We start from the raw sequence: 18,421 nt of genomic DNA, 5'->3' as shown, positions 1-18,421 counted from the left end.
TCGCACAGATGAAGCAGTATGGGCCGGTTGCCGATGGTGTGTCATCGGCAACCGGCCCATACCCTTGGTCATGAAGCCAGTCAGCGGCTGCAGCACCCCGACGGCGCAGGGGCCACGCGCCCAGCGTCCTCCGGGCCGGCGCCCGTCAGAACAGCACGCGGCTGCGGATGGTGCCGGGCACGCCATCCAGCAGGTGGCGCAGCTCGGCCGTGTCACCGCCTTCGATGTCGCTCACCACGTAGCCCACGTCGCCGCGGGTCTGCAGGAACTGGCCGGTGATGTTGACCCCGGTTTGCGTCAGCACGCGGTTGATCTCGGTGAGCACGCCCGGCACGTTGCGGTGGATGTGCAGCAGGCGGTTCTTGCCGGGGTGCGCCGGCAGCGCCACCTCGGGCAGGTTGACCGACGAGGTCGTGGTGCCGTTGTCGCTGTACTTGACCAGCTTCTCGGCCACCTCGAGGCCGATGTTGGCCTGCGCCTCCAGCGTCGAGCCGCCGATGTGCGGCGTGAGGATGACGTTGGGGATGCCCCGCAGCGGCGACTGGAACTGGTCCTTGTTGCTCTTGGGCTCGACGGGGAACACGTCGACCGCAGCCCCCAGCAGCTTGCCGGCCGCCAGCGCTTCGGCCAGCGGCTCGATCTCGACCACCGTGCCGCGCGAGGCGTTGATCAGCACCCCCGAAGGCTTCATGGCCGAGAGCTCGGCCGCGCCGATCATCCACTGCGTGGACGGCAGCTCGGGCACGTGCAGTGTGACCACGTCGGCCTCGCGCAGCAGCGCCTGCAGGTTGGGCACCTGCTGGGCGTTGCCCAGCGGCAGCTTGGTCACCACGTCGTGGAAGATCACGTGCATGCCCAGCGCCTCGGCCAGCACCGAGAGCTGGGCCCCGATGGAGCCATAGCCCACGATGCCCAGCGTCTTGCCGCGGATCTCGTGCGAGTTCTCGGCCGACTTCAGCCAGCCCCCCTGGTGCGCCGCCTGGCTCTTGGCCGGCACCCCGCGCAGCAGCATGATGGCCTCGGCCAGCACCAGTTCGGCCACCGAACGCGTGTTGGAGTACGGCGCGTTGAACACGGCCACGCCTTGCTGGCGGGCGGCATCCAGGTCGATCTGGTTGGTGCCGATGCAGAAGGCGCCCACGCCCACCAGCTTGTGCGCAGCGGCAAACACCTCGGCCGTGAGCTGGGTGCGTGAGCGGATGCCCAAGAAATGCACATCGGCCAGCTTGGCCATCAGCGCCTCGCCCTCCAGGGCGCCCGGCAGCGATTCGATGTTGGTGTAACCGGCCTGCTTCAGCACCTCCACCGCATTGGGGTGAATGCCCTCCAGCAGCAAAAACTTGATCTTGGCTTTGTCCAGCGAGGTCTCGCTCATGCAACGTCCTTCCAAATGTCGCGGTCTGATGGCATGCGAATCAGGCATGTCCTGATTGACTGGTTACAAATGTGCCACGCCCACAGCAACCGCATCGTCATGACGGTCATCGTGCGCCCCAAACCAGTGCCCGCCGCGCAAGCAAAGCACAACCCCGGCCGACGACCCTTGCCCGCCTGGCCAGCCCTCGCGACACCCGATGTGCGCCCACGTCCCAAGCCCGCGTGGGCGCGGCCTGGTCGGCCACAATGCGGGGCATCGCTGTTCACCCCTGGAAACCACCGTGTCCTTCCTCACGACGCATGCCACCTCCTTCCTGCTGCTGCTGTTCATGGCGCTGGGCATCATCGGGCACAACACGTCGGTGACCATGGCGGCCGGCATCCTGCTGCTGGTGCAGCAATCGCCGCTGAGCCAGTACGCCCCCCTGCTCGAGCGCCACGGCCTGCAGCTGGGCATCCTCATCCTCACCGTGGGCGTGATGGCGCCCCTGATCACCGGCAAGGTCAAGGCCGATGAAATCGTGTTCCTGCTCGGCAACTGGAAAACGTTGGTCGCCGTGGCTGTGGGCATGTTCGTGGCCTGGCTGGGCGGGCGCGGCGTGGGCCTGATGACGGCCGACCCCACCGTGGTGACCGGCCTGCTCATCGGCACCATCCTGGGCGTCGCCTTCCTGCGCGGCGTGCCCGTGGGCCCCCTGATCGCCGCCGGCATGCTGGCCGTCATCCTGCGCAAATAGGGTATATCCAGGTTACCGTTCTCAATTGAACGGAGGCTGACCCATACCCCATCAATATCTCGCTGTTGCATCGCGGCGTGTGGGCGACCGGGCCAGCCTCCCGCCGGGCCCTGGCCCTGGCCCTGGCGGATGCCAGGCTGTGACGCCCAATCGACACCGGCAACGCACACGACAGACCGGCAGCTGACAGGCCGGCTGTCAGTCCCCCAACTGCGCCTCAGCCCTTCCACACCCACGGCTGCGCCAAGGCCCAGGCTGTCGAACGGGTCGCACCTCGGCAACAGCAGGGCCAGCACCGGCCCCGCACCATCGACCTGCCCAGCCGATGCCCGCAGGCCTTGCATGGGCGACCTCCTTCACCACGCCAGCGACTTCGCCAGGCGCACGATGGCGTGGCCGCGGTGACCCGCCGCCCTCGCCGGGTCTCCCCCACTTGACACCATTCCTTCAGTCGCCCTTGGCCGCTACCCGGGCCATGCCCCCGAACCGGGCTGTCGGCAGGCGGCGGCGTAAAATCTGCCGCCTATGCCCGACCCAGCTGCCACCGCCGAAACCGCTCCCGCCATCAACCTCACCCACCATTTCCTGATCGCCATGCCCGGCATGCGCGATCCCGGCTTTGCCGGCTCGGTGGTCTACCTGTGCGAACACACCGAGCGCGGCGCCCTGGGCCTCATCATCAACAAACCCTCCGACATCGACCTGCCCAAGCTGTTCGACAAGATCGAGCTGCCGCTGGGGCGTGACGACCTGCGCGAGGCGCCGGTGTTCCAGGGCGGGCCCGTGCACCCCGAGCGCGGCTTTGTGCTGCACGACGCGATCAAGGCCGAGGGCCAGGCCGAGGACGACTCCATCTACGCCTCCACGCTGGCCATCCCGGGCGGGCTGGAGATGACCACCTCGCGCGACGTGCTCGAAGCCATGGCCAACGGCGGCGGCCCGCGCCGCGTGCTGGTGGCGCTGGGCTATGCGTCGTGGGGCGAAGGCCAGCTCGAGAGCGAGCTGGGCGAAAACAGCTGGCTCACGGTCGATGCCGACACGCGCGTCATCTTCGACACGCCCATCGAGCAGCGCTGGGAACAAGCCCTGTCCCTGCTCGGCCTGGCCGCGCACCACCTCTCGGCTCAGGCAGGTCGGGCGTGAGCAGCTTACACACCCTCAGCAGTATGACCGACTTGCCGTTAGTTTTACAACGGCAAGCTCACCATACCCCATCACCCCTGTGGCACACCGCATGAGCGCGCCACAGGTTCCCGACCGGCTGCAGAGCTTCCTGGCCATCGACCTGGGGCTCAAGCGCACCGGCCTCGCCTACGGCAGCCGGCTGCTCGGCCGCGCCAGCCCCCGGCCCACGGTGCGCGCCGAAGGCAAGGCCAGGCTGGACGGCGTGGCCGTGCAGGTCCGTGAATGGCAGCCCGACGCGTTGGTGATCGGCGTGCCCCGCCACCCCGACGGCACGCCGCACGAGATGACCGCCCAGGCGCAGAAATTCGCGCGCCAGCTGCAGGGCCGCTTCGGCCTGCCCGTGTTCGAGGTGGACGAGCGCTACTCCACCACCGAAGCCCACAGCAGCGGGGCCGCCGACCCCGATGCAGGCGCCGCCTGCGTCATCCTTGAACAGTTTTTCAGGAGCCTCGAATGACCGCGTCGCCAGATCGCCCCCCCGTGCCGGATGCCGAGGCGCTGTACCAGCAGCTGCGCCAGGGCGTGACCGCCCTGATCACGGCCGACACGCAGCTGGTCGGCGTGCCCTCGGGCGGCGCCTGGCTGGCCGAGCGCCTGACCGCCGACCTGCAGCGTCCGCAGGCCTTCGGCGTCGTCTCCTCGGCCCTGCACCGCGACGACTTCGCCCAGCGCGGCATGTCCTCCAGCGGCCAGACGCGCCTGCCGTTCGAGGTCGATGGCGCCGACATCCTGCTGCTGGACGACGTGCTCTACACCGGCCGCACGCTGCGCGCCGTGCTCAACGAGCTCTTCGACTACGGCCGCCCAGCGCGCGTGCGCCTGGCCGTGCTGGCCGACCGCGGGGGCCGCCAACTGCCCATCGCCGCCGACCTGGCCGCCGCCACCCTGACCGTCCCCGAGGACGTGGGCCTGCGCCTGGCCCGCCACGCCAGCGGTCAGCTGGTGTTCGAGTACGCCCCCAAGCTGCGCTGACCTGCAGCCCACTTCACAGCCCCACCGTCACCATGGCCCGCCCACGCAACCCCCAGCTCAACGCCAACGGCGAGCTGATCCACTTCATCACGCCCGAAGGCCTGTCGCGCGACGTGCTCACGCACATCCTGGACACGGCCAGCAACTTCGTGAGCCTGAACGACCGCGAGGTCAAGAAGGTGCCGCTGCTGCGCGGCAAGAGCGTGTTCAACCTGTTCTTCGAGAACAGCACGCGCACGCGCACCACGTTCGAGATCGCGGCCAAGCGCCTGTCGGCTGACGTGTTCAACCTCGACATCGCCAAGTCCTCGGCCGCCAAGGGCGAGTCGCTGCTGGACACCATCGCCAACCTCAGTGCCATGGCGGCCGACATCTTCGTCGTGCGCCACCAGGATTCGGGCGCACCCTTCCTCATCGCCCAGCATGTCGCGCCCCACGTGCACGTGGTCAACGCCGGCGACGGCCGCCACGCGCACCCCACGCAGGCCATGCTCGACATGTTCACCATCCGCCACTTCAAGCAGGACTTCAGCAACCTGCGCGTGGCCATCGTGGGCGACGTGCTGCACTCGCGCGTGGCGCGCTCGGACATCCACGCGCTGACCACACTCGGCGCCGCCGAGGTGCGCGTGGTGGGCCCGCGCACCCTGGTGCCGGCCGACTTCACGCAGATGGGCGTGCGCGTGTTCCACCAGCTTGAAGAAGGCATCCAGGACTGCGACGTGGTCATCATGCTGCGCCTGCAGCACGAGCGCATGAACGGCGCCCTGCTGCCGTCCAGCCAGGAATACTTCCACCAGTACGGCCTGACGCCCGAGAAGCTGCGCCACGCCAAGCCCGACGCCATCGTCATGCACCCCGGCCCCATCAACCGCGGCGTCGAAATCGCCTCGGAGGTGGCCGACGGGCCGCAGAGCGTCATCCTGCCGCAGGTGACCTTCGGCATCGCCGTGCGCATGGCGGTGATGAGCATCGTCGCCGGCAACGAAGCCTGATCGATTCCCTTCAGCAGTATGCCCACGCTCTCGTTGATCGACGAACGGCAGCACAGCCATACTGCCAAAACCTCTTCTTCTACCCGCAGCAACACGCGTTGAGACGGACATGAACACACTGATTCAAGGCGGGCGCATCGTCGATCCGCAAACCGGCGAGCTGCGCCAGGCCGACATCGCCATCGCCGCACGGCGCATCGTCGCCATCGGCCGGGCCAACCCCGATTTCGCACCCGATCGCGTGATCGACGCCACGGGCTGCTGGGTGCTGCCCGGCCTCATCGACCTGCAGGCCCGCCTGCGCGAGCCCGGCGAAGAACACCGCCACCTGCTCGAGTCCGAAATGGCCGCCGCCGCCGCCGGTGGCGTGACCAGCCTGGTCTGCCCGCCCGACACCGAGCCGGTGCTGGACGAGCCGGCCCTGGTGCAGATGCTGAAGATGCGCACCGAAGAGGCGCACCATGCCCGCCTGTTCCCGCTGGGCGCGCTCACCCGCGCCCTCGAGGGCAAGGCGCTGACCGAGATGGCCGAACTCACGCGCGCCGGCTGCGTGGGCTTCAGCCAGGCCGATCACCCCGTGAAGGACACCGGCGTGCTGCTGCGCGCCATGCAGTACGCCCACAGCCACGGCCTGTCGGTGTGGCTGCAGCCGCTGGACGCCTGGCTGGGCGGCGGTGTCGCCGCCAGCGGCCCGCTGGCCACGCGCATGGGCCTGGCCGGCGTGCCGGTGATCGCCGAAACGCTGGGCTTTCACCGCCTCATCGAGCTCGCGCGCAGCACCGGCGTGCGCCTGCACCTGACCAAGATCTCCAGCGCCGCCACGGTCGAGCTGCTGCGCCAAGCCAAGGCCGAAGGCCTGCCCGTGACGGCCGACGTCAGCATCCAGTCGCTGCACCTGACCGACCTGGACATGGGCTATTTCGACAGCCGCGCGCGCCTGTCGCCGCCGCTGCGCCAGCTGCGCGACCGCGATGCGCTGCGCGCCGCCCTGGCCGACGGCACCATCGACGCGCTGGTGTCCGACCACAACCCTGTGCACCACAACGCCAAGGACCTGCCCTTCGCCGACGCCGAACCCGGCGCCAGCGCCATCGAGCTGCTGCTGAACCTGGCGCTGAAGTGGGCCGAGGAAGACGGCGTGCCGCTGACGCGTGCGCTCGAGGTCGTCACCGCGGCGCCGGCCCGCGTGCTCGGCACCGCCGTGGGCACGCTGTCGGCCAGCCTGGGCCAGCTGGCCCTGGGCGGCTCGGCCGACGTCTGCGTGTTCGACCCCGCCGCGCAGTGGCAGGTGTCGGCCGCCGCGCTGCGCAGCCAGGGCAAGTCCACGCCGTTCGAGGGCATGTTGCTGCAAGGCAAGGTGCGGCACACGCTGGCGGCCGGCTACGTCTCCCACGACGCCGCCTGAACCCATGCAGTATCAGCCAATTTCCGTTCATCGATGAACGGCAGCAGGCTGATACCCCACCCATTTCTCACGCCACCACCCATGCAGCACACGTCGGCTTCCCTGGCCCGCCCGTCCGTTGCCAGCGCCGTGTGGCGCTTGCTGCAGGGCGGCCTGCACATCGTTCAGGGCTGGCGGCAGATCCATTTCCAGTTTGACCGGCTGGATGCCGACGAGCGCGCCGCCCGCGTCAGCGCCTGGGCCACCGAGCTGCTGCAGCTGTGGCGGATCGGCCTGTCGGTGCAGGGCACGCCCAGCACCCGCAGCACGCTGTTCGTGGCCAACCACATCTCCTGGCTGGACATCCTGGTGCTGCTGGCCTGCTCGCGCTGCCACTTCGTCGGCAAGTCGGACCTGGCGCGCTGGCCGGTGCTGGGTCGCATGATCGGCGCCGCCGGCACGGTGTTCGTCGAGCGTCAGTCCAAGCGCGACGTGCGGCGCGTGGTCACCGAGATCACCCGGGCGTTGGAAGCGGGCCAGGTTGTCGCCGTGTTTCCCGAAGGCACGACGACCGACGGCGCCACGGTGCTGCCCTTTCACGCCAACATGTTCGAGGCCGCCGTGAACGGCAACGCCCCGGTGCAGCCGCTGAGCCTGAGCTACCGCACCCGCGGCACCGGCGCGCGCAGCCTGGCGCCGGCCTACGTGGGCGACGACAGCCTGCTGCGCACGGTGTGGCGCACGCTGCGCGCACCGGCGTTCGAGGCCCACGTGCACTTCATGCCGCCGCAGCAGGCCGAGGGCCGCAGCCGCCGCCTGTGGGCCATGGACGTGCGCAGCCAGATCGTCGACGACCTGCAGGGCCACACGGCCGAGCACAGCAGCTCGGTCATCGCGCCGCTGCACCCGCACCAGGCCCCCGAAGCCAGCGCCTGAGCGAAGTCAGGACCGCCCCGGATCTGGCCGATCAGGGGCGGCATGCTGCCAGCACCAGGAACACCAGCCGGTGCGAGCTGTCGGCATCCAGGGCGACCTGGGCACGAGGGCAGGCGGGCCGCGCCTGCCGGCGTTCTGCCATGCCCTGCACCATGGCGATGACACCCACGCCCCGCTGGCCGTGCGCGCGACCGTCGCCGCTTGGGGCCGCCTGGTGAGCATCTCTTCCCCCCTTGGGGCCACCTGTTCGCGGCCTTACCGCCGCGTCCGCACGCCGTTGCTTTGCGCCGCCCTCGATGCAGCCCACCGTGGAAGGCCTCCGCAGCATCCGCCCTGCCATTGCTGGTGGCGACGGGCAACGCCTGCCCGTTCTCGGATAGCGCAGGCGCCTGCGTTGGCCACGCCTCAACGGCCCCCGACCGGCTGGGCGAACGCCATCATGAGCCTGCACGCGGGCGGCATGACGCGCCGCGTGCGGCTGGGACAAGGCCGGCTGGCGACTCGCGCCGGCGTCGCCCGGCTCTCGGCCAGGGATGGCGCACCACACGCGCCCGCCGCCTTGTCCACCACGTGCTAGCCAAGCCCTGGCGCGCCCCCTAGAGTCCTGCGCTTCTCCCCCACTTGCGCGGCACCGCCGCCCACCTCCCATGTCCAATCCCCAGTTCTCCACCATCACCTATGAGCAAGACGGTGGCGTTGCCGTCATCACCCTCAACCGGCCCGAGAAGATGAACGCGCTGAGCCGCGAGTTGATGGAAGACCTGCAGAACGGCCTGCGCCACGCGCTGGACGGCGGCCAGACCCGCGCCATCCTGCTGACCGCCAACGGCCGCGGCTTCTGCGCTGGTGCCGACCTGAGCGCCGCCCGCGGCGAAGGCGCCGACATCGACGCCGGCATGCGCGACTACTTCAACCCCACGCTGCAGTTCGTGGCCGAGTGCCCGCTGCCGCTGGTGGTGGCCGTCAACGGCGCGGCCGCCGGCGCCGGCTCCAGCCTGGCCCTGCTGGGCGACATCGTCATCGCCGGCGAGTCGGCCTACTTCCAGCAAGCCTTCGCCAACATCGGCCTGGTGCCCGACACGGGCGCGAGCTGGCTGCTCACGCACACGTTGGGCCCGGTGCGGGCCAACGCCCTGATGATGCTGGGGGACAAGCTGCCCGCCAAGCAAGCCGCCGAGTGGGGCCTGGTGCTGCGTGCCGTGCCCGATGCCGAGCTGCAGACCGAAGCCCGTGCCCTGGCGCAGCGCCTGGCCAGCCGCGCCACGGTCGCCCTGTCGCTGATCAAGCGCCTGACGCGCATGGCCGCCAACAACAGCCTGCGCGACCAGATGCTGCTCGAGATGGAATTCCAGCGCACCGCGCGCTTCACCGAAGACTCGAAGGAAGCGCGCCAGGCCTTCCTCGACAAGCGCCCCGCCCAGTTCAAGGGTCGCTGATGGACCAAGGGGTATCCAGCCATTCTCGATTTTTCATCGTCGATCATGAATGGATACCCCAAAATCTCGTCATGGCCGGCGCTGATTCGCATCCCCGCATCGACAAGCGCGTCAGGCTGAGCGTGGTCACCGCCCGGAACGAATCCACGCCACACGCCCAGGCGCCTGAACCCGAACGCCTGCGGGCCCAGCATCCCTGGCCGTGGCTGGCTGACGCACACCGTTCGCGTGAACAAGGCCGGCTGCCTGGATCGCTGCGCCGTGACCTCTTTCCACGCGCAACGCGCGCTGCCGCTTCACGGATCCCCCTGAACCACAACGCCACCGCTCGGCAACGAGCGGTGGCGTTGTGTCGTGCGGCCGTGCGCCGGCCAGGATTCAGGGCTCTGGCTTCAGGCTCAGAACGGCTTGTCGCCGATCACCGTCGCCCGCATCATGCGGCGCACGGCCGGGAAGTAATCCTGCACCGCGTAGTGCTGCGTCGAGCGGTTGTCCCACATGGCGATGGTGTTGGGCGCCCAGCGCAGGCGCATCTGGTATTCGGGGTACGCCGCCTGGCGGTACAGGTATTCGAGCAAGTCGTTCTTCTCGGAATGCGACTCGAACGCCCCGCGCACGGGGTTGCAGGCGGTGAAGTTCTCCAGGTGGGTCACGAACGCCGCGTTCACGTACAGGATCTTGTTGCCGCTTTCGGGGTGGGTGCGGACCACGGGGTGGCTCACGGGCGGAAACTGCTTGCGCGCGGCATCGCGCTCTTCGGGGTTCATGCGCCGACCGAAGGCCGGCATGATGTCGTGCACGGCAAACAGCTCTTGGATCTGCGCCTTGCGGTGTTCGGGCAGGCGCTCGTAGGCCAGCTCCATGTTCACCCAGATGGTGTCGCCGCCGACATCGGGACAGACCTCGCAGCGCAGGATGGACGACATCGAAGGCAGCTCACGCCACGACACATCGGTGTGGTAGACGTTTTCGCTGGCCGCCTTTTGCGCATTGCCGCCCAGCAGCACCAGCTCGGGGTGATCGGCGTGGCGTGGGAACACAGGGTGGATCTCCAGCTCGCCAAAGCGGCTGGCGAAGGCCACATGCTGCGCCGGCGTGATGTCCTGGTCGCGGAACACCAGCACCTTGTGGGCCACCAGCGCACTGCGCAGGTCCTTCACCTGCGCGTCGCTCAGCGGCTCGCGCAGGTCGATGCCCGATACCTCGACCCCCAGGGCCGGCGAGATGCGCTGCAGCCGCAGCGGCGTGCTGAGCGGCGGGGTGGCGGGCGTGGCGCGGGTCTGCACATCGTCGTCGGTGGCGAGCATCATGTCTCCTGATGTAATCACATTACAAATATAACGTCGTTATATTTTCAACCATCCCGCCCGGGTTGCGCAAGGCCCGGCGTTTCGCTGGGCAGTCTCTTGGCACAATCCGCCGCAGCCATGACCAAACCCTCACCCCTGACCCGGCAGAACGGCTACGCACCGCCCCGCTACCGGGCCGCACAACGCAGCAGCGACGCGCTGCTCGACGCCGGCCGCGAGCTGCTGCGCACGCGCACCATCGATGCCATTTCGGTGCAGGAGCTGTGCGCCCAGGCCCAGCTGACCACGGGCGCCTTCTACGGCCGCTTTTCGGGCAAGGACGCGTATGTGCAGGCCCTGCTGACGCTGGCCGCACACGACATCGGCCTGCGCATGCAGGCCACGGTGGCACGGCTGGAGCGCGGCGCCCCCGACCTGCGCGGCGCCGCCGCCGCACTGCTGGGCACCATGCGCCAGGCGCTGCGGCGCCACGAAGGCGTGCTGCGCGCCTCGCTGCAGGACCCGCGGCACCGCGAAACCTGGGCGCCGTTCAAGCACGGCGGGCAACAGCTGGTGGAGCAGGTCTCGCCACTCATGCTGGCCGCGGCCGGGCTGCCGGACACGCCGGCCATGCGGGCGCGGCTGCGGTTCGCCTTCCAGATGGCCATGGGCACGCTGGTCAATGCCCTGCTCAACGATCCCGGGCCGCTGCGCCTGAGCAGCCCCGCGCTGGATGCCGAACTGGCCGTGGCCGTGTCGGCCTACCTGCTGGCCGCCTGAAGCGGACCGAAATGCAGCCCGGATGGCCTCGTGGCCAGAGACCGCGGGCAAGCCTCACCCCGTCAACGCGGTTCGGCACGGACCGCCGATCTTCGCGCAACGGCGGCGACGTGAGCCGCCAGGGCGCGAGCGAAGTCGTCCCAGCTGAAACAGCCCTGGGCCCGTGAGCGGCGACCCGACCGCGAGGTCAGCGCGTGGTTCGGCGCCGCCTGCCTCAGGCGCGCCCCGCGCCGGTCACAGACCAGGAAACACGCGCCGCAGGACACCGATCTGCCCCAGTAGCCCTCCAGTTGCGATGCAGCATCATCGGCCTGACAGGCATACCTCAACCACGCCTGTCACACACCTGCTCCGCCCGCGGCCAGCGTGCGCTTGGCGATGTTGAGCCAGTGGATCTGCGTCGTGCCTTCGTACAGGCGGAACAGGCGCACGTCGCGGAAAAAGCGCTCGGCCACGTTGCCGGCCATGTAGCCCGAGCCGCCGAACACCTGCACCGCGCGGTCGGCCACGCGGCCGCACATCTCGGTGGCGAAGACCTTGCACATCGAGGCCTCCATGGTCACGTCCTCGCCGGCATCGCGCTTGCGCGCCGTCTCCAGCACCAGGGCCCGCGCGGCGTGCACTTCGGTGTTGCTCTCGGCGATCATCTGCTGCACCAGCTGGAACTCGCCGATCGCCTGCCCGAACTGCTGGCGCGCCCGCGCGCGCGCCACCATCTCGTGCACCAGCCGAATGGCCGGCCCCACGCACAGGCCCGCCAGGTTGATGCGCTGCTTGTTCAGCGTCTTCATGGCGGTGCGAAAACCCTGGCCCAGCAAGGCCTCGCCGCCCACCACGCTGCTGGCGGGCACGCGGCAGTCCTGCAGGATGACCTCGCCCACGGGCGAGCCGTGCTGGCCCATCTTGCGCGGCGGCTCGGGCGTGGTGAGGCCGGGCGTGCCCCGCTCGACCAGGAAGGCCGAGATGCCGGCGGCGCCGCGGCCGGCCTCGGTGCGCGCGAACACCGTGAACAGGCCGGCAATGGGCGCGTTGGTGATGAAGCACTTGTGGCCGTTGAGCACGAAATCGTCGCCCTCGCGCCGCGCCGTGGTCGTCAGCGAGATCGCATCCGAACCGGCCTCGGGTTCGGTCAGCGCAAAGCAGCCGGTCAGCTCGCCGCTGGCCATGCGCGGCAGGTAGCGCTGGCGCTGCGCCTCGGTGCCGTCCACGATCAGCGATTCGGCCGCGATGCCGGTGTTGCCGCCAAAGCGGGCGCGGAAGGTGGGCGAGGCCTGCGAGACCTCGATGTTCACCAGGGCCAGCTCTTCGGTCGTCAGGCCCGCGCCGCCGTAGGCCGCGGGGATGCTGTGGCCGAACAGGCCCAGGCGACGCATGCCGTCCACCACGGCCTCGGGCATGGCGTCGTGGGCGTCGATCTGCGCTTCGAGCGGCAGGCACACGGTCTGGGTGAATTCGCGCACATCGGCCAACAGGGCGTGCAGGGCTTGGGGGTCTCGGATCATGGCGTGCTCAAGGATCAAACAAACAACAGGGCCGCGTGGACAAGGGCCGCGGGGCGGATGACGGGGCGGCGCGGCGCGCGGTGGGGCCTGGCACAGGTGCACTGCCTGGCGGCCAAGCGGCCGTCAGCGCCGCACATGCGCCAGCTCGTACTGCTTGACCACGCGCCGCAGCAAGGGCAGCGCATGGTTCACCAGGTGGTCCTGCGCGCTGGGTCCGCCATACCGCGTGCAGTTCATGGCCAGCAGGGGTTCTCCAGGCTGCCGATACAGCGGCATGGCCACGGCGTGGATACCCAGGTAAGGGTCGCCGTCCGACTGGCAGTAGCCGGCCTGCGCAAAGCGCTGGCGGTCGCTGTCGAACACCGGCCAGTGCTCGGCAAACTGCTGCGGGGCCTGCACCCGCAGGTGGTTGAGGATGGCCACCTGTTCGGGCTCGCTGGCGCCCAGCACCAGGGCCCGGCCCACGGCCGTGAACAAAATGGGCCGCGTGCTGCCGATGTCGGGCAGGTGCGGGTTGCTGGCGTCTGCCCGCACGGTGGCCAGGTACACGGCCTGGTCGCGGTCCCGCATGGCCAGGTTGACGGTGCAGCCGGTCTGGCGCGCCAACTCGTCCATCAAGGGCCCTGCCTGCTGGCGCGCGGTCATGCTGGCCAGCAGCGGGTGGCCCAGCGACAGCACGCCCGGGCCCAGGCAATAGCGCTTCTGGCTGGCATCGCGCGCGAGGTAGCCCATCAGCGTCAGGGTGTAGGTGATGCGCGAAACCGTGGCCTTGGGCAGGCCGGTGCGTGCGGCGATGTCGCGGTTGCCCAGCACCGGCTCTTGCGCGGTGAACGCGCGCAGCACCTGCAGGCCGCGCGCGAGGTTCATCGAGAACTGGCGGTCGGCGCTCAAATCGTGGGGGTCCACCAAGCCCGGCAATGCAATGGGGGTCATGTGGCGCAATCATGGTCGCGCGCGGCACGGCACGTCAATGTCGCGAAACGGTTGTTTCGCCTGGCGAATCACCAGAGGCACCGCTGGGACATTGGCGGCCAGGGCCCGTGCCACCGGTCGTCCCCTTGCCCGCGCCGCACGCCAAGCAACTCAGCCGCCTCTCGCCATGCAGTACACCGCCCTGCTCGATGGCGTTGAATCGACAACCCGGGCATACTGGCGGCATCCGATCTCACGCCCCAGCCCCATGACCACGCCTGCCCCACCCCGCCAGTACTGGCTCATGAAGTCCGAGCCCGACGAATGCTCGATCGACGATGCGCTGGCCGCGCCCGGCGCGACCGTGCCCTGGACCGGCGTGCGCAACTACCAGGCACGCAACTTCATGCGCGATGCCATGCGCGTGGGCGATGGCGTGCTGTTCTACCACTCAAGCTGCCCCGAACCCGGCATCGCGGGCCTGGCCGAGGTGGCCTCCGACATCGAGCCCGACCCGACCCAGTTCGACCCCGAATCGCCCTACCACGATGCCAAGGCCAGCCGCGATGCGCCGCGCTGGCTGCTGCGCCAGGTCAAGGCCACGCGCAAGACGCGCCTGATCAGCCTGGACGAACTGCGCCAGGTGCCCGAGCTGGCCGACATGACGGTGCTCAAGCGCGGCAACCGCCTGTCCATCACCCCCGTGACCGAGGCCGAGTGGACCCGCATCCTGCGCTTGATGGATCAGCCGGCCGCCTGAACGCGCCGCCTCGTCTCGCCGACCTGGCCAGCTTCCGGCATCGGCATCGAAACCAGAACTCAGCAGTATCGCCGCCTTGCCGTTTCACGCACAACGGCACTCACCCCATACCTCAAGACCATGCCGCCTGCACCGGCATGCCCACGCGCAGCAGCGTCCCCTCGCCGGCCGTCACGATGGCGTTCTGGCCAAAGGTCAGCGCGCCGTTCAAGCGGGCATCGGCCCGGTAGGCCTTGAGGGCCGTGCGCACGGCCTGGCCGAGCTGGGCGGTGTCGGGGTCGATGTCGGGGATGGGGCAGCGCGTGCAGGGCTTCACGGGGCGCAGGTGCACCGCATCGCCATCCAGGGTGAGCGACTGCATGCGGTCTTCGGCGTGCGCGTCAAAGCCGCTCAGCACCAGGTTGGGCCGAAACCGCCGCATGTCGACAGGCGCCGCCCCGGCCGCCTGCAGGCGCGCGTTGAGCACGGGCAGGCTGCTGTCGGTGGTCACCAGCAAGGGAAAACCGTCGGCGAACTCGGTGTGGGCGGTGTCGCCACCCAGCCATTCGGCGCTGCAGGCGCGGCGCTGGTCGGGGTCGAACCGCACCAGGCGCACGGCGGTGCCCAGCGCGGCACTGAACCAGGTGGCGACCTCGTCACCCTCGTCGCACGCCGGCAGCTGGGATTTCCACACCTGCACGGCCCGGCGCGCCAGCGCGGCCTCGGGGGCGTCGAGCGCCACGCTCACGGCGCCCAGCTCGGGCGCGTGCCGCGCCGTCACCGTCAGCGCGGTGTCGCTCAAGGCCGGGTCGAGCCAGGCCATGCGCGGGTGCGTGCGCTGGGTCACGAAGCGGCCGGCGCTGTCCACCAGCATCCAATGCCGGTCCCACTGCAGGCCGGTGGCCAGCAGGCGCGCCTGGGGCACGGCGATGCCGGCGCAGCTCTTGATCGGGTGAACCCAGATCTCGTGCAAGGTCCCCTGGCCGGCGGCGGCCGCAGACGGGGCGCTGGGGAACGGGGTGGGAACAGACGCTGGTGTGTGCATGGTGTGTCGCCGCGTGAGATCGGCCTGCACTGTGCCACAGCCCTGCGGCCAGACCCGAAGGGGTTGGGCTCATCGGCCAGGCATGCGGCGCGAGCTGACATCCCATGATCGGACTCATCCCGCCGATGGCCGAATCGGCCCGACGGCCCAAAGGCGATGCCGCCACCTGGGCGGTAAATGGGCAAACCCGCAGCGTGCGGTCGCCCATCGGTTGCGCTCAAGGTCGTGGCGCAGCTCTTGCTGCGGGTGGTTGACGCGCCGCGCTGCGTCAAGCGCCCAGCACCGGTGTACCCATCCTGGTGTGCCGTCCCCAGCACTGGGCGTTGCCCCGGGTGCCCAGCAGGGCGGTTTCAGTGGCCTCGCGCCACGTTCGGGCTGACCCGGTCCAGCCGAGCCGCGCACCGGGCCTGACGGCCTTGGCCGCCATGCCCTGCGCCGCCGCGGCCGCATGGCGCCGTCATTAGAATGCCCGCATGTCCGATACCCCAGACGTTTGCGTGCGCGGCAGTGGCATTGTGGGCCGCACCCTGGCATTGTTGTTGGCCCGCGCGCGTTTGCGGGTGGCCCTGGTGGACACCGAGGCCACCGCCCTGTCCGGCCCCCACAGCGCAGCCACGCGCAGCGACAGCGGCCACGCCGACGTGCGCGCCTATGCCCTCAACGCCCATGCGCGCGGCCTGCTCGAAGGCCTGCGCTGCTGGCCGGACGAGCAGCACGCCACGCCCGTGCAGGCCATGCAGGTCTTCAGCGCCGACGGCGGCCAGCTGCACTTCGATGCCCAGACGCAGAACGTCGGTGCCCTCAACTGGATCGTGGACGTGCCGGTGCTCGAAGGCCTGCTGCGCGACGCCGTGCGCTTTCAGTCCGCCATCGATGTGGTGCGCCAGCCCGTGCCAGCCCCGCTGACCGTGATCTGCGAAGGCAAGGCGAGCGACACGCGCGCCGCGCTGGGCGTGCACTTCGACAGCGTGGCCTACCCGCAGCACGCCATCGCGCTGCGCCTGCAAGCTGAAGTGCCCCACGGCCAAGTGGCCCGCCAATGGTTCGAAGACGGGCACATCCTGGCCTTTCTGCCGCTGGGCGGCCCCGAGGGGCGCGAGGTGGCCGTGGTCTGGTCCGTGCCGCAGACCGCTGCGGCCGATCTGCTGGCCCTGCCCGACGCGGACTTGGCAAGCCGCCTGGCCGAAGCCAGCCGCCAAACCCTGGGCGCGCTGACCCTGACCAGCCGCCGCGTGAGCTGGCCGCTGCAGCTGGGCCGCGCCGCGCGCTGGGTGGGCGACATGCCCGGCCAGGCGACCGGCGCCGTCTGGGCGCTGGCCGGCGACGCCGCCCACACCATGCACCCGCTGGCGGGCCAGGGCCTGAACGTGGGCCTGGCCGACGTGGCCGAGCTGGCGCAGATCCTGCAAACGCGCGAAAGCTGGCGCAGCGTGGGCGACATGCGCCTGCTGCGCCGCTACGAACGCGCCCGCCAGGCCGACGTGCGCGCCATGCAACTGGCCACCGATGGCCTGCAACAGCTGTTCTGGCACGACAACGCCCTGGTCTCCGGCCTGCGGGACTGGGGCTTGCGCGCCTTCGACGCCAGCGGCCCGCTCAAACGCTGGGTGACGCGCCAGGCCATGGGCGTGGCGCGCAGCCGCTGACCACCACGCCTGCCACGCCCCTCTTCCGATCCACCGACCGATTTGATTGCTCCCCCATGACCCAGCTGCCCACGTTCCGCCTCGCCTCCGCCACCCTGGCCGCCTGCCTGTTGTTTGCGGCCTCGGCCCAGGCGCAGGAAAGCGTGATCCGCAAGAACCTGGCGGCCCGCATGAGCGAGCTGCCCGCCATCGACGAGGTGCAGCCCACGCCGATGAAGGGCCTGTACGAGATCCGCATCGGCACCGACCTGTTCTACACCGACGCCGAAGGCAACTACCTCATCCAGGGCAACCTGCTCGACACGCGCGCACAGAAGAACCTGACCCAGGAGCGCCTGGCCAAGGTCACGGCCATCGACTTCAAGTCGCTGCCCGTGAAGAACGCCATCACCCTCAAGCGCGGCAACGGCAAGCGCCAGATGGCCGTGTTCGCCGACCCCAACTGCGGCTATTGCAAGCGCTTCGAGGGCGAGATCGAAAAGCTGGACAACGTCACCGTGCACGTCTACCTGATCCCCATCCTGGGCCAGGACTCGGTGACCAAGACGCGCAACATCTGGTGCGCCAAGGACAAGGCCGCCACCTGGTCGGACTGGATGCTCAAGGGCAAGGCCCCGGCCCAGGCCAGCTGCAACACCGCGGCCATCGACGCCAACGTGGCGCTGGCCCAGAAGTACCGCATCACGGGCACGCCCACGGTGGTGTTCGAGTCCGGACGCCGCGTGCCGGGCGCGATTCCCAGCGACCAGCTGGAGCAGTTGCTGAGCGATGCCAACTGACAAACCCAGACCCAACGACCCCACGCTGCTGGAGACCTCGGCCACGCTGAACGCCAGCCTGTGGATGACCGAGGCGGGCGAGCCCATGGTGGACGACCTGCAGCTGCTGCGCCAGTCCGTCAGCTGGCGCATCCTGCACGTCTACGTGTATGGCACGCTGCTCATCGTCGCCCTGCTGCTGATCTGCCTCTGGCTGCCCCGGTTCGCACCGCTCTACGAGGGCATCCACCTGCTGACCACGGCCCTGGTGATCCAGACGCTCTGGTTCACCTGCGGCATCAACTGGGGCGTGGGCCTGCGCTACGCTGCCGTCTCGCACCAGATGCCGGTGTTCCAGTTCCTGTGGGCACCGGTGCCCGCCTACGCCGCCTGGCCCTGTTTGCTGCTGCCCACGCCCTGGTTCCTGGTGGCCATGGCGCTTCTGCACGGCTGGGCCTACTACGTCGAACGCCCGATGTGGGCCAGCGCCGGCCTGTCGCCCTGGATCCCGCTGCGCCGCCAGTTCACGGTCAGCATCATGGTGCTCAGCCTCATCGGCGCGCTGAGCTTCCAGTACGGCCCCAACGCCCAGGCGCATGCCAGCGCCGAGGCCGCGACCCAGGCGCCACCCGTGCCGGCTCAGGCGGTCCAGCCGGCTCAAGCCGCCTCGGCGAACTGAAGCAGCGCGGCCGACGCGCGCACGCGCACGGGCTGACCCCGTTCTTCAT

18 protein-coding genes are annotated in these 18,421 nt (G+C 69.8%); 13 read left to right on the top strand and 5 right to left on the bottom strand.

What is annotated here, in order from left to right; genetic code table 11:
• Positions 1 to 145: 145 nt before the first annotated feature.
• On the bottom strand, positions 146 to 1,375 hold the full coding sequence (gene serA / locus CCO03_RS07465; RefSeq protein ID WP_087279299.1) for a phosphoglycerate dehydrogenase: 1,230 nt from the start codon (positions 1,373 to 1,375) through the stop codon (positions 146 to 148).
• A 283-nt stretch (positions 1,376 to 1,658) separates the two neighbouring features.
• Here serA and CCO03_RS07460 point away from each other — a divergent pair, with 283 nt between their 5' ends.
• The 8 genes from CCO03_RS07460 to CCO03_RS07425 all read left to right on the top strand — a co-directional run bounded on the left by CCO03_RS07460 (position 1,659) and on the right by CCO03_RS07425 (position 9,022).
• Positions 1,659 to 2,114 (top strand): DUF441 domain-containing protein, encoded by a 456-nt coding sequence (locus tag CCO03_RS07460; RefSeq protein WP_236904074.1) that lies wholly within the window; start codon positions 1,659 to 1,661, stop codon positions 2,112 to 2,114.
• A 525-nt stretch (positions 2,115 to 2,639) separates the two neighbouring features.
• Complete coding sequence (locus tag CCO03_RS07455; protein ID WP_087279297.1) at positions 2,640 to 3,257, top strand: YqgE/AlgH family protein; 618 nt, start codon at positions 2,640 to 2,642, stop codon at positions 3,255 to 3,257.
• A 91-nt stretch (positions 3,258 to 3,348) separates the two neighbouring features.
• Entirely contained in the window at positions 3,349 to 3,756 is a 408-nt protein-coding gene (gene ruvX, locus CCO03_RS07450; protein ID WP_087279294.1) for a Holliday junction resolvase RuvX, read from the top strand.
• On the top strand, positions 3,753 to 4,271 hold the full coding sequence (gene pyrR / locus CCO03_RS07445; RefSeq protein ID WP_087279291.1) for a bifunctional pyr operon transcriptional regulator/uracil phosphoribosyltransferase PyrR: 519 nt from the start codon (positions 3,753 to 3,755) through the stop codon (positions 4,269 to 4,271). The genes ruvX and pyrR overlap by 4 nt, the downstream gene beginning before the upstream one ends.
• A 32-nt stretch (positions 4,272 to 4,303) precedes the next feature.
• The gene (locus CCO03_RS07440) at positions 4,304 to 5,266 is read left to right on the top strand and encodes an aspartate carbamoyltransferase catalytic subunit (RefSeq protein ID WP_087279288.1); all 963 of its coding nucleotides are present in this window, start codon (positions 4,304 to 4,306) and stop codon (positions 5,264 to 5,266) included.
• A gap of 109 nt (positions 5,267 to 5,375) precedes the next feature.
• Positions 5,376 to 6,671 carry a dihydroorotase gene (locus CCO03_RS07435; protein ID WP_087279285.1) on the top strand — a complete coding sequence of 432 codons (1,296 nt, stop codon included), beginning with the start codon at positions 5,376 to 5,378 and terminating at the stop codon, positions 6,669 to 6,671.
• 81 nt (positions 6,672 to 6,752) lie between these two features.
• On the top strand, positions 6,753 to 7,586 hold the full coding sequence (locus CCO03_RS07430) for a lysophospholipid acyltransferase family protein (protein ID WP_087279283.1): 834 nt from the start codon (positions 6,753 to 6,755) through the stop codon (positions 7,584 to 7,586).
• A gap of 647 nt (positions 7,587 to 8,233) precedes the next feature.
• The gene (locus CCO03_RS07425; RefSeq protein ID WP_157667553.1) at positions 8,234 to 9,022 is read left to right on the top strand and encodes an enoyl-CoA hydratase-related protein; all 789 of its coding nucleotides are present in this window, start codon (positions 8,234 to 8,236) and stop codon (positions 9,020 to 9,022) included.
• 398 nt (positions 9,023 to 9,420) lie between these two features.
• Here CCO03_RS07425 and CCO03_RS07420 read toward each other — a convergent pair whose 3' ends face one another.
• Entirely contained in the window at positions 9,421 to 10,329 is a 909-nt protein-coding gene (locus CCO03_RS07420) for a TauD/TfdA dioxygenase family protein (protein ID WP_087284367.1), read from the bottom strand.
• A gap of 120 nt (positions 10,330 to 10,449) precedes the next feature.
• Between CCO03_RS07420 and CCO03_RS07415 the strand changes: the two genes are divergently transcribed.
• On the top strand, positions 10,450 to 11,091 hold the full coding sequence (locus tag CCO03_RS07415; RefSeq protein WP_087279276.1) for a TetR/AcrR family transcriptional regulator: 642 nt from the start codon (positions 10,450 to 10,452) through the stop codon (positions 11,089 to 11,091).
• Positions 11,092 to 11,429: 338 nt separating this feature from the next.
• Here CCO03_RS07415 and CCO03_RS07410 read toward each other — a convergent pair whose 3' ends face one another.
• Together CCO03_RS07410 and CCO03_RS07405 are read right to left on the bottom strand one after the other, a co-directional pair.
• Positions 11,430 to 12,593 carry an acyl-CoA dehydrogenase family protein gene (locus CCO03_RS07410; RefSeq protein ID WP_087279272.1) on the bottom strand — a complete coding sequence of 388 codons (1,164 nt, stop codon included), beginning with the start codon at positions 12,591 to 12,593 and terminating at the stop codon, positions 11,430 to 11,432.
• A gap of 123 nt (positions 12,594 to 12,716) precedes the next feature.
• Complete coding sequence (locus tag CCO03_RS07405) at positions 12,717 to 13,526, bottom strand: IclR family transcriptional regulator (protein WP_087279270.1); 810 nt, start codon at positions 13,524 to 13,526, stop codon at positions 12,717 to 12,719.
• Positions 13,527 to 13,773: 247 nt separating this feature from the next.
• Here CCO03_RS07405 and CCO03_RS07400 point away from each other — a divergent pair, with 247 nt between their 5' ends.
• Positions 13,774 to 14,265, top strand: coding sequence for an EVE domain-containing protein (locus CCO03_RS07400; RefSeq protein ID WP_087279267.1), 492 nt, complete (start codon positions 13,774 to 13,776; stop codon positions 14,263 to 14,265).
• A gap of 112 nt (positions 14,266 to 14,377) precedes the next feature.
• On the opposite strand, the gene CCO03_RS07395 is transcribed toward CCO03_RS07400, so the two are convergent.
• Entirely contained in the window at positions 14,378 to 15,289 is a 912-nt protein-coding gene (locus CCO03_RS07395; RefSeq protein WP_087284364.1) for an MOSC domain-containing protein, read from the bottom strand.
• Positions 15,290 to 15,762: 473 nt separating this feature from the next.
• On the opposite strand from CCO03_RS07395, the gene CCO03_RS07390 reads away from it, so the two are divergent.
• From CCO03_RS07390 to CCO03_RS07380, 3 genes are read left to right on the top strand one after another with little or no spacing between them, the layout of a single operon-like run.
• Positions 15,763 to 16,935 carry an FAD-dependent monooxygenase gene (locus tag CCO03_RS07390; protein ID WP_087279263.1) on the top strand — a complete coding sequence of 391 codons (1,173 nt, stop codon included), beginning with the start codon at positions 15,763 to 15,765 and terminating at the stop codon, positions 16,933 to 16,935.
• Between the two features lie 56 nt (positions 16,936 to 16,991).
• Positions 16,992 to 17,714, top strand: coding sequence for a DsbC family protein (locus tag CCO03_RS07385; RefSeq protein WP_087279260.1), 723 nt, complete (start codon positions 16,992 to 16,994; stop codon positions 17,712 to 17,714).
• Complete coding sequence (locus tag CCO03_RS07380) at positions 17,704 to 18,372, top strand: DUF3429 domain-containing protein (protein WP_087279258.1); 669 nt, start codon at positions 17,704 to 17,706, stop codon at positions 18,370 to 18,372. Before CCO03_RS07385 ends, CCO03_RS07380 begins: the two co-directional genes overlap by 11 nt.
• Positions 18,373 to 18,421: the final 49 nt, after the last annotated feature.

Source organism: Comamonas serinivorans (assembly GCF_002158865.1).
Taxonomy (GTDB): Bacteria; Pseudomonadota; Gammaproteobacteria; order Burkholderiales; family Burkholderiaceae_C; genus Comamonas_E; species Comamonas_E serinivorans.
Note: the sequence above shows the minus strand (reverse complement) of the source record. Positions and strands in the feature narration are given on the sequence as shown.

Coding starts and splice junctions, on each gene's coding strand:
- CCO03_RS07425 (WP_157667553.1), top strand. CDS start 8,234: ATGTCCAATCCCCAGTTCTCCACCATCACCTATGAGCAAGACGGTGGC.
- CCO03_RS07430 (WP_087279283.1), top strand. CDS start 6,753: ATGCAGCACACGTCGGCTTCCCTGGCCCGCCCGTCCGTTGCCAGCGCC.
- CCO03_RS07395 (WP_087284364.1), bottom strand. CDS start 15,289: ATGCACACACCAGCGTCTGTTCCCACCCCGTTCCCCAGCGCCCCGTCT.
- CCO03_RS07435 (WP_087279285.1), top strand. CDS start 5,376: ATGAACACACTGATTCAAGGCGGGCGCATCGTCGATCCGCAAACCGGC.
- CCO03_RS07440 (WP_087279288.1), top strand. CDS start 4,304: ATGGCCCGCCCACGCAACCCCCAGCTCAACGCCAACGGCGAGCTGATC.
- CCO03_RS07400 (WP_087279267.1), top strand. CDS start 13,774: ATGACCACGCCTGCCCCACCCCGCCAGTACTGGCTCATGAAGTCCGAG.
- CCO03_RS07420 (WP_087284367.1), bottom strand. CDS start 10,329: ATGCTCGCCACCGACGACGATGTGCAGACCCGCGCCACGCCCGCCACC.
- serA (WP_087279299.1), bottom strand. CDS start 1,375: ATGAGCGAGACCTCGCTGGACAAAGCCAAGATCAAGTTTTTGCTGCTG.
- CCO03_RS07380 (WP_087279258.1), top strand. CDS start 17,704: ATGCCAACTGACAAACCCAGACCCAACGACCCCACGCTGCTGGAGACC.
- CCO03_RS07455 (WP_087279297.1), top strand. CDS start 2,640: ATGCCCGACCCAGCTGCCACCGCCGAAACCGCTCCCGCCATCAACCTC.
- CCO03_RS07405 (WP_087279270.1), bottom strand. CDS start 13,526: ATGACCCCCATTGCATTGCCGGGCTTGGTGGACCCCCACGATTTGAGC.
- CCO03_RS07415 (WP_087279276.1), top strand. CDS start 10,450: ATGACCAAACCCTCACCCCTGACCCGGCAGAACGGCTACGCACCGCCC.
- pyrR (WP_087279291.1), top strand. CDS start 3,753: ATGACCGCGTCGCCAGATCGCCCCCCCGTGCCGGATGCCGAGGCGCTG.
- CCO03_RS07385 (WP_087279260.1), top strand. CDS start 16,992: ATGACCCAGCTGCCCACGTTCCGCCTCGCCTCCGCCACCCTGGCCGCC.
- ruvX (WP_087279294.1), top strand. CDS start 3,349: ATGAGCGCGCCACAGGTTCCCGACCGGCTGCAGAGCTTCCTGGCCATC.
- CCO03_RS07410 (WP_087279272.1), bottom strand. CDS start 12,593: ATGATCCGAGACCCCCAAGCCCTGCACGCCCTGTTGGCCGATGTGCGC.
- CCO03_RS07390 (WP_087279263.1), top strand. CDS start 15,763: ATGTCCGATACCCCAGACGTTTGCGTGCGCGGCAGTGGCATTGTGGGC.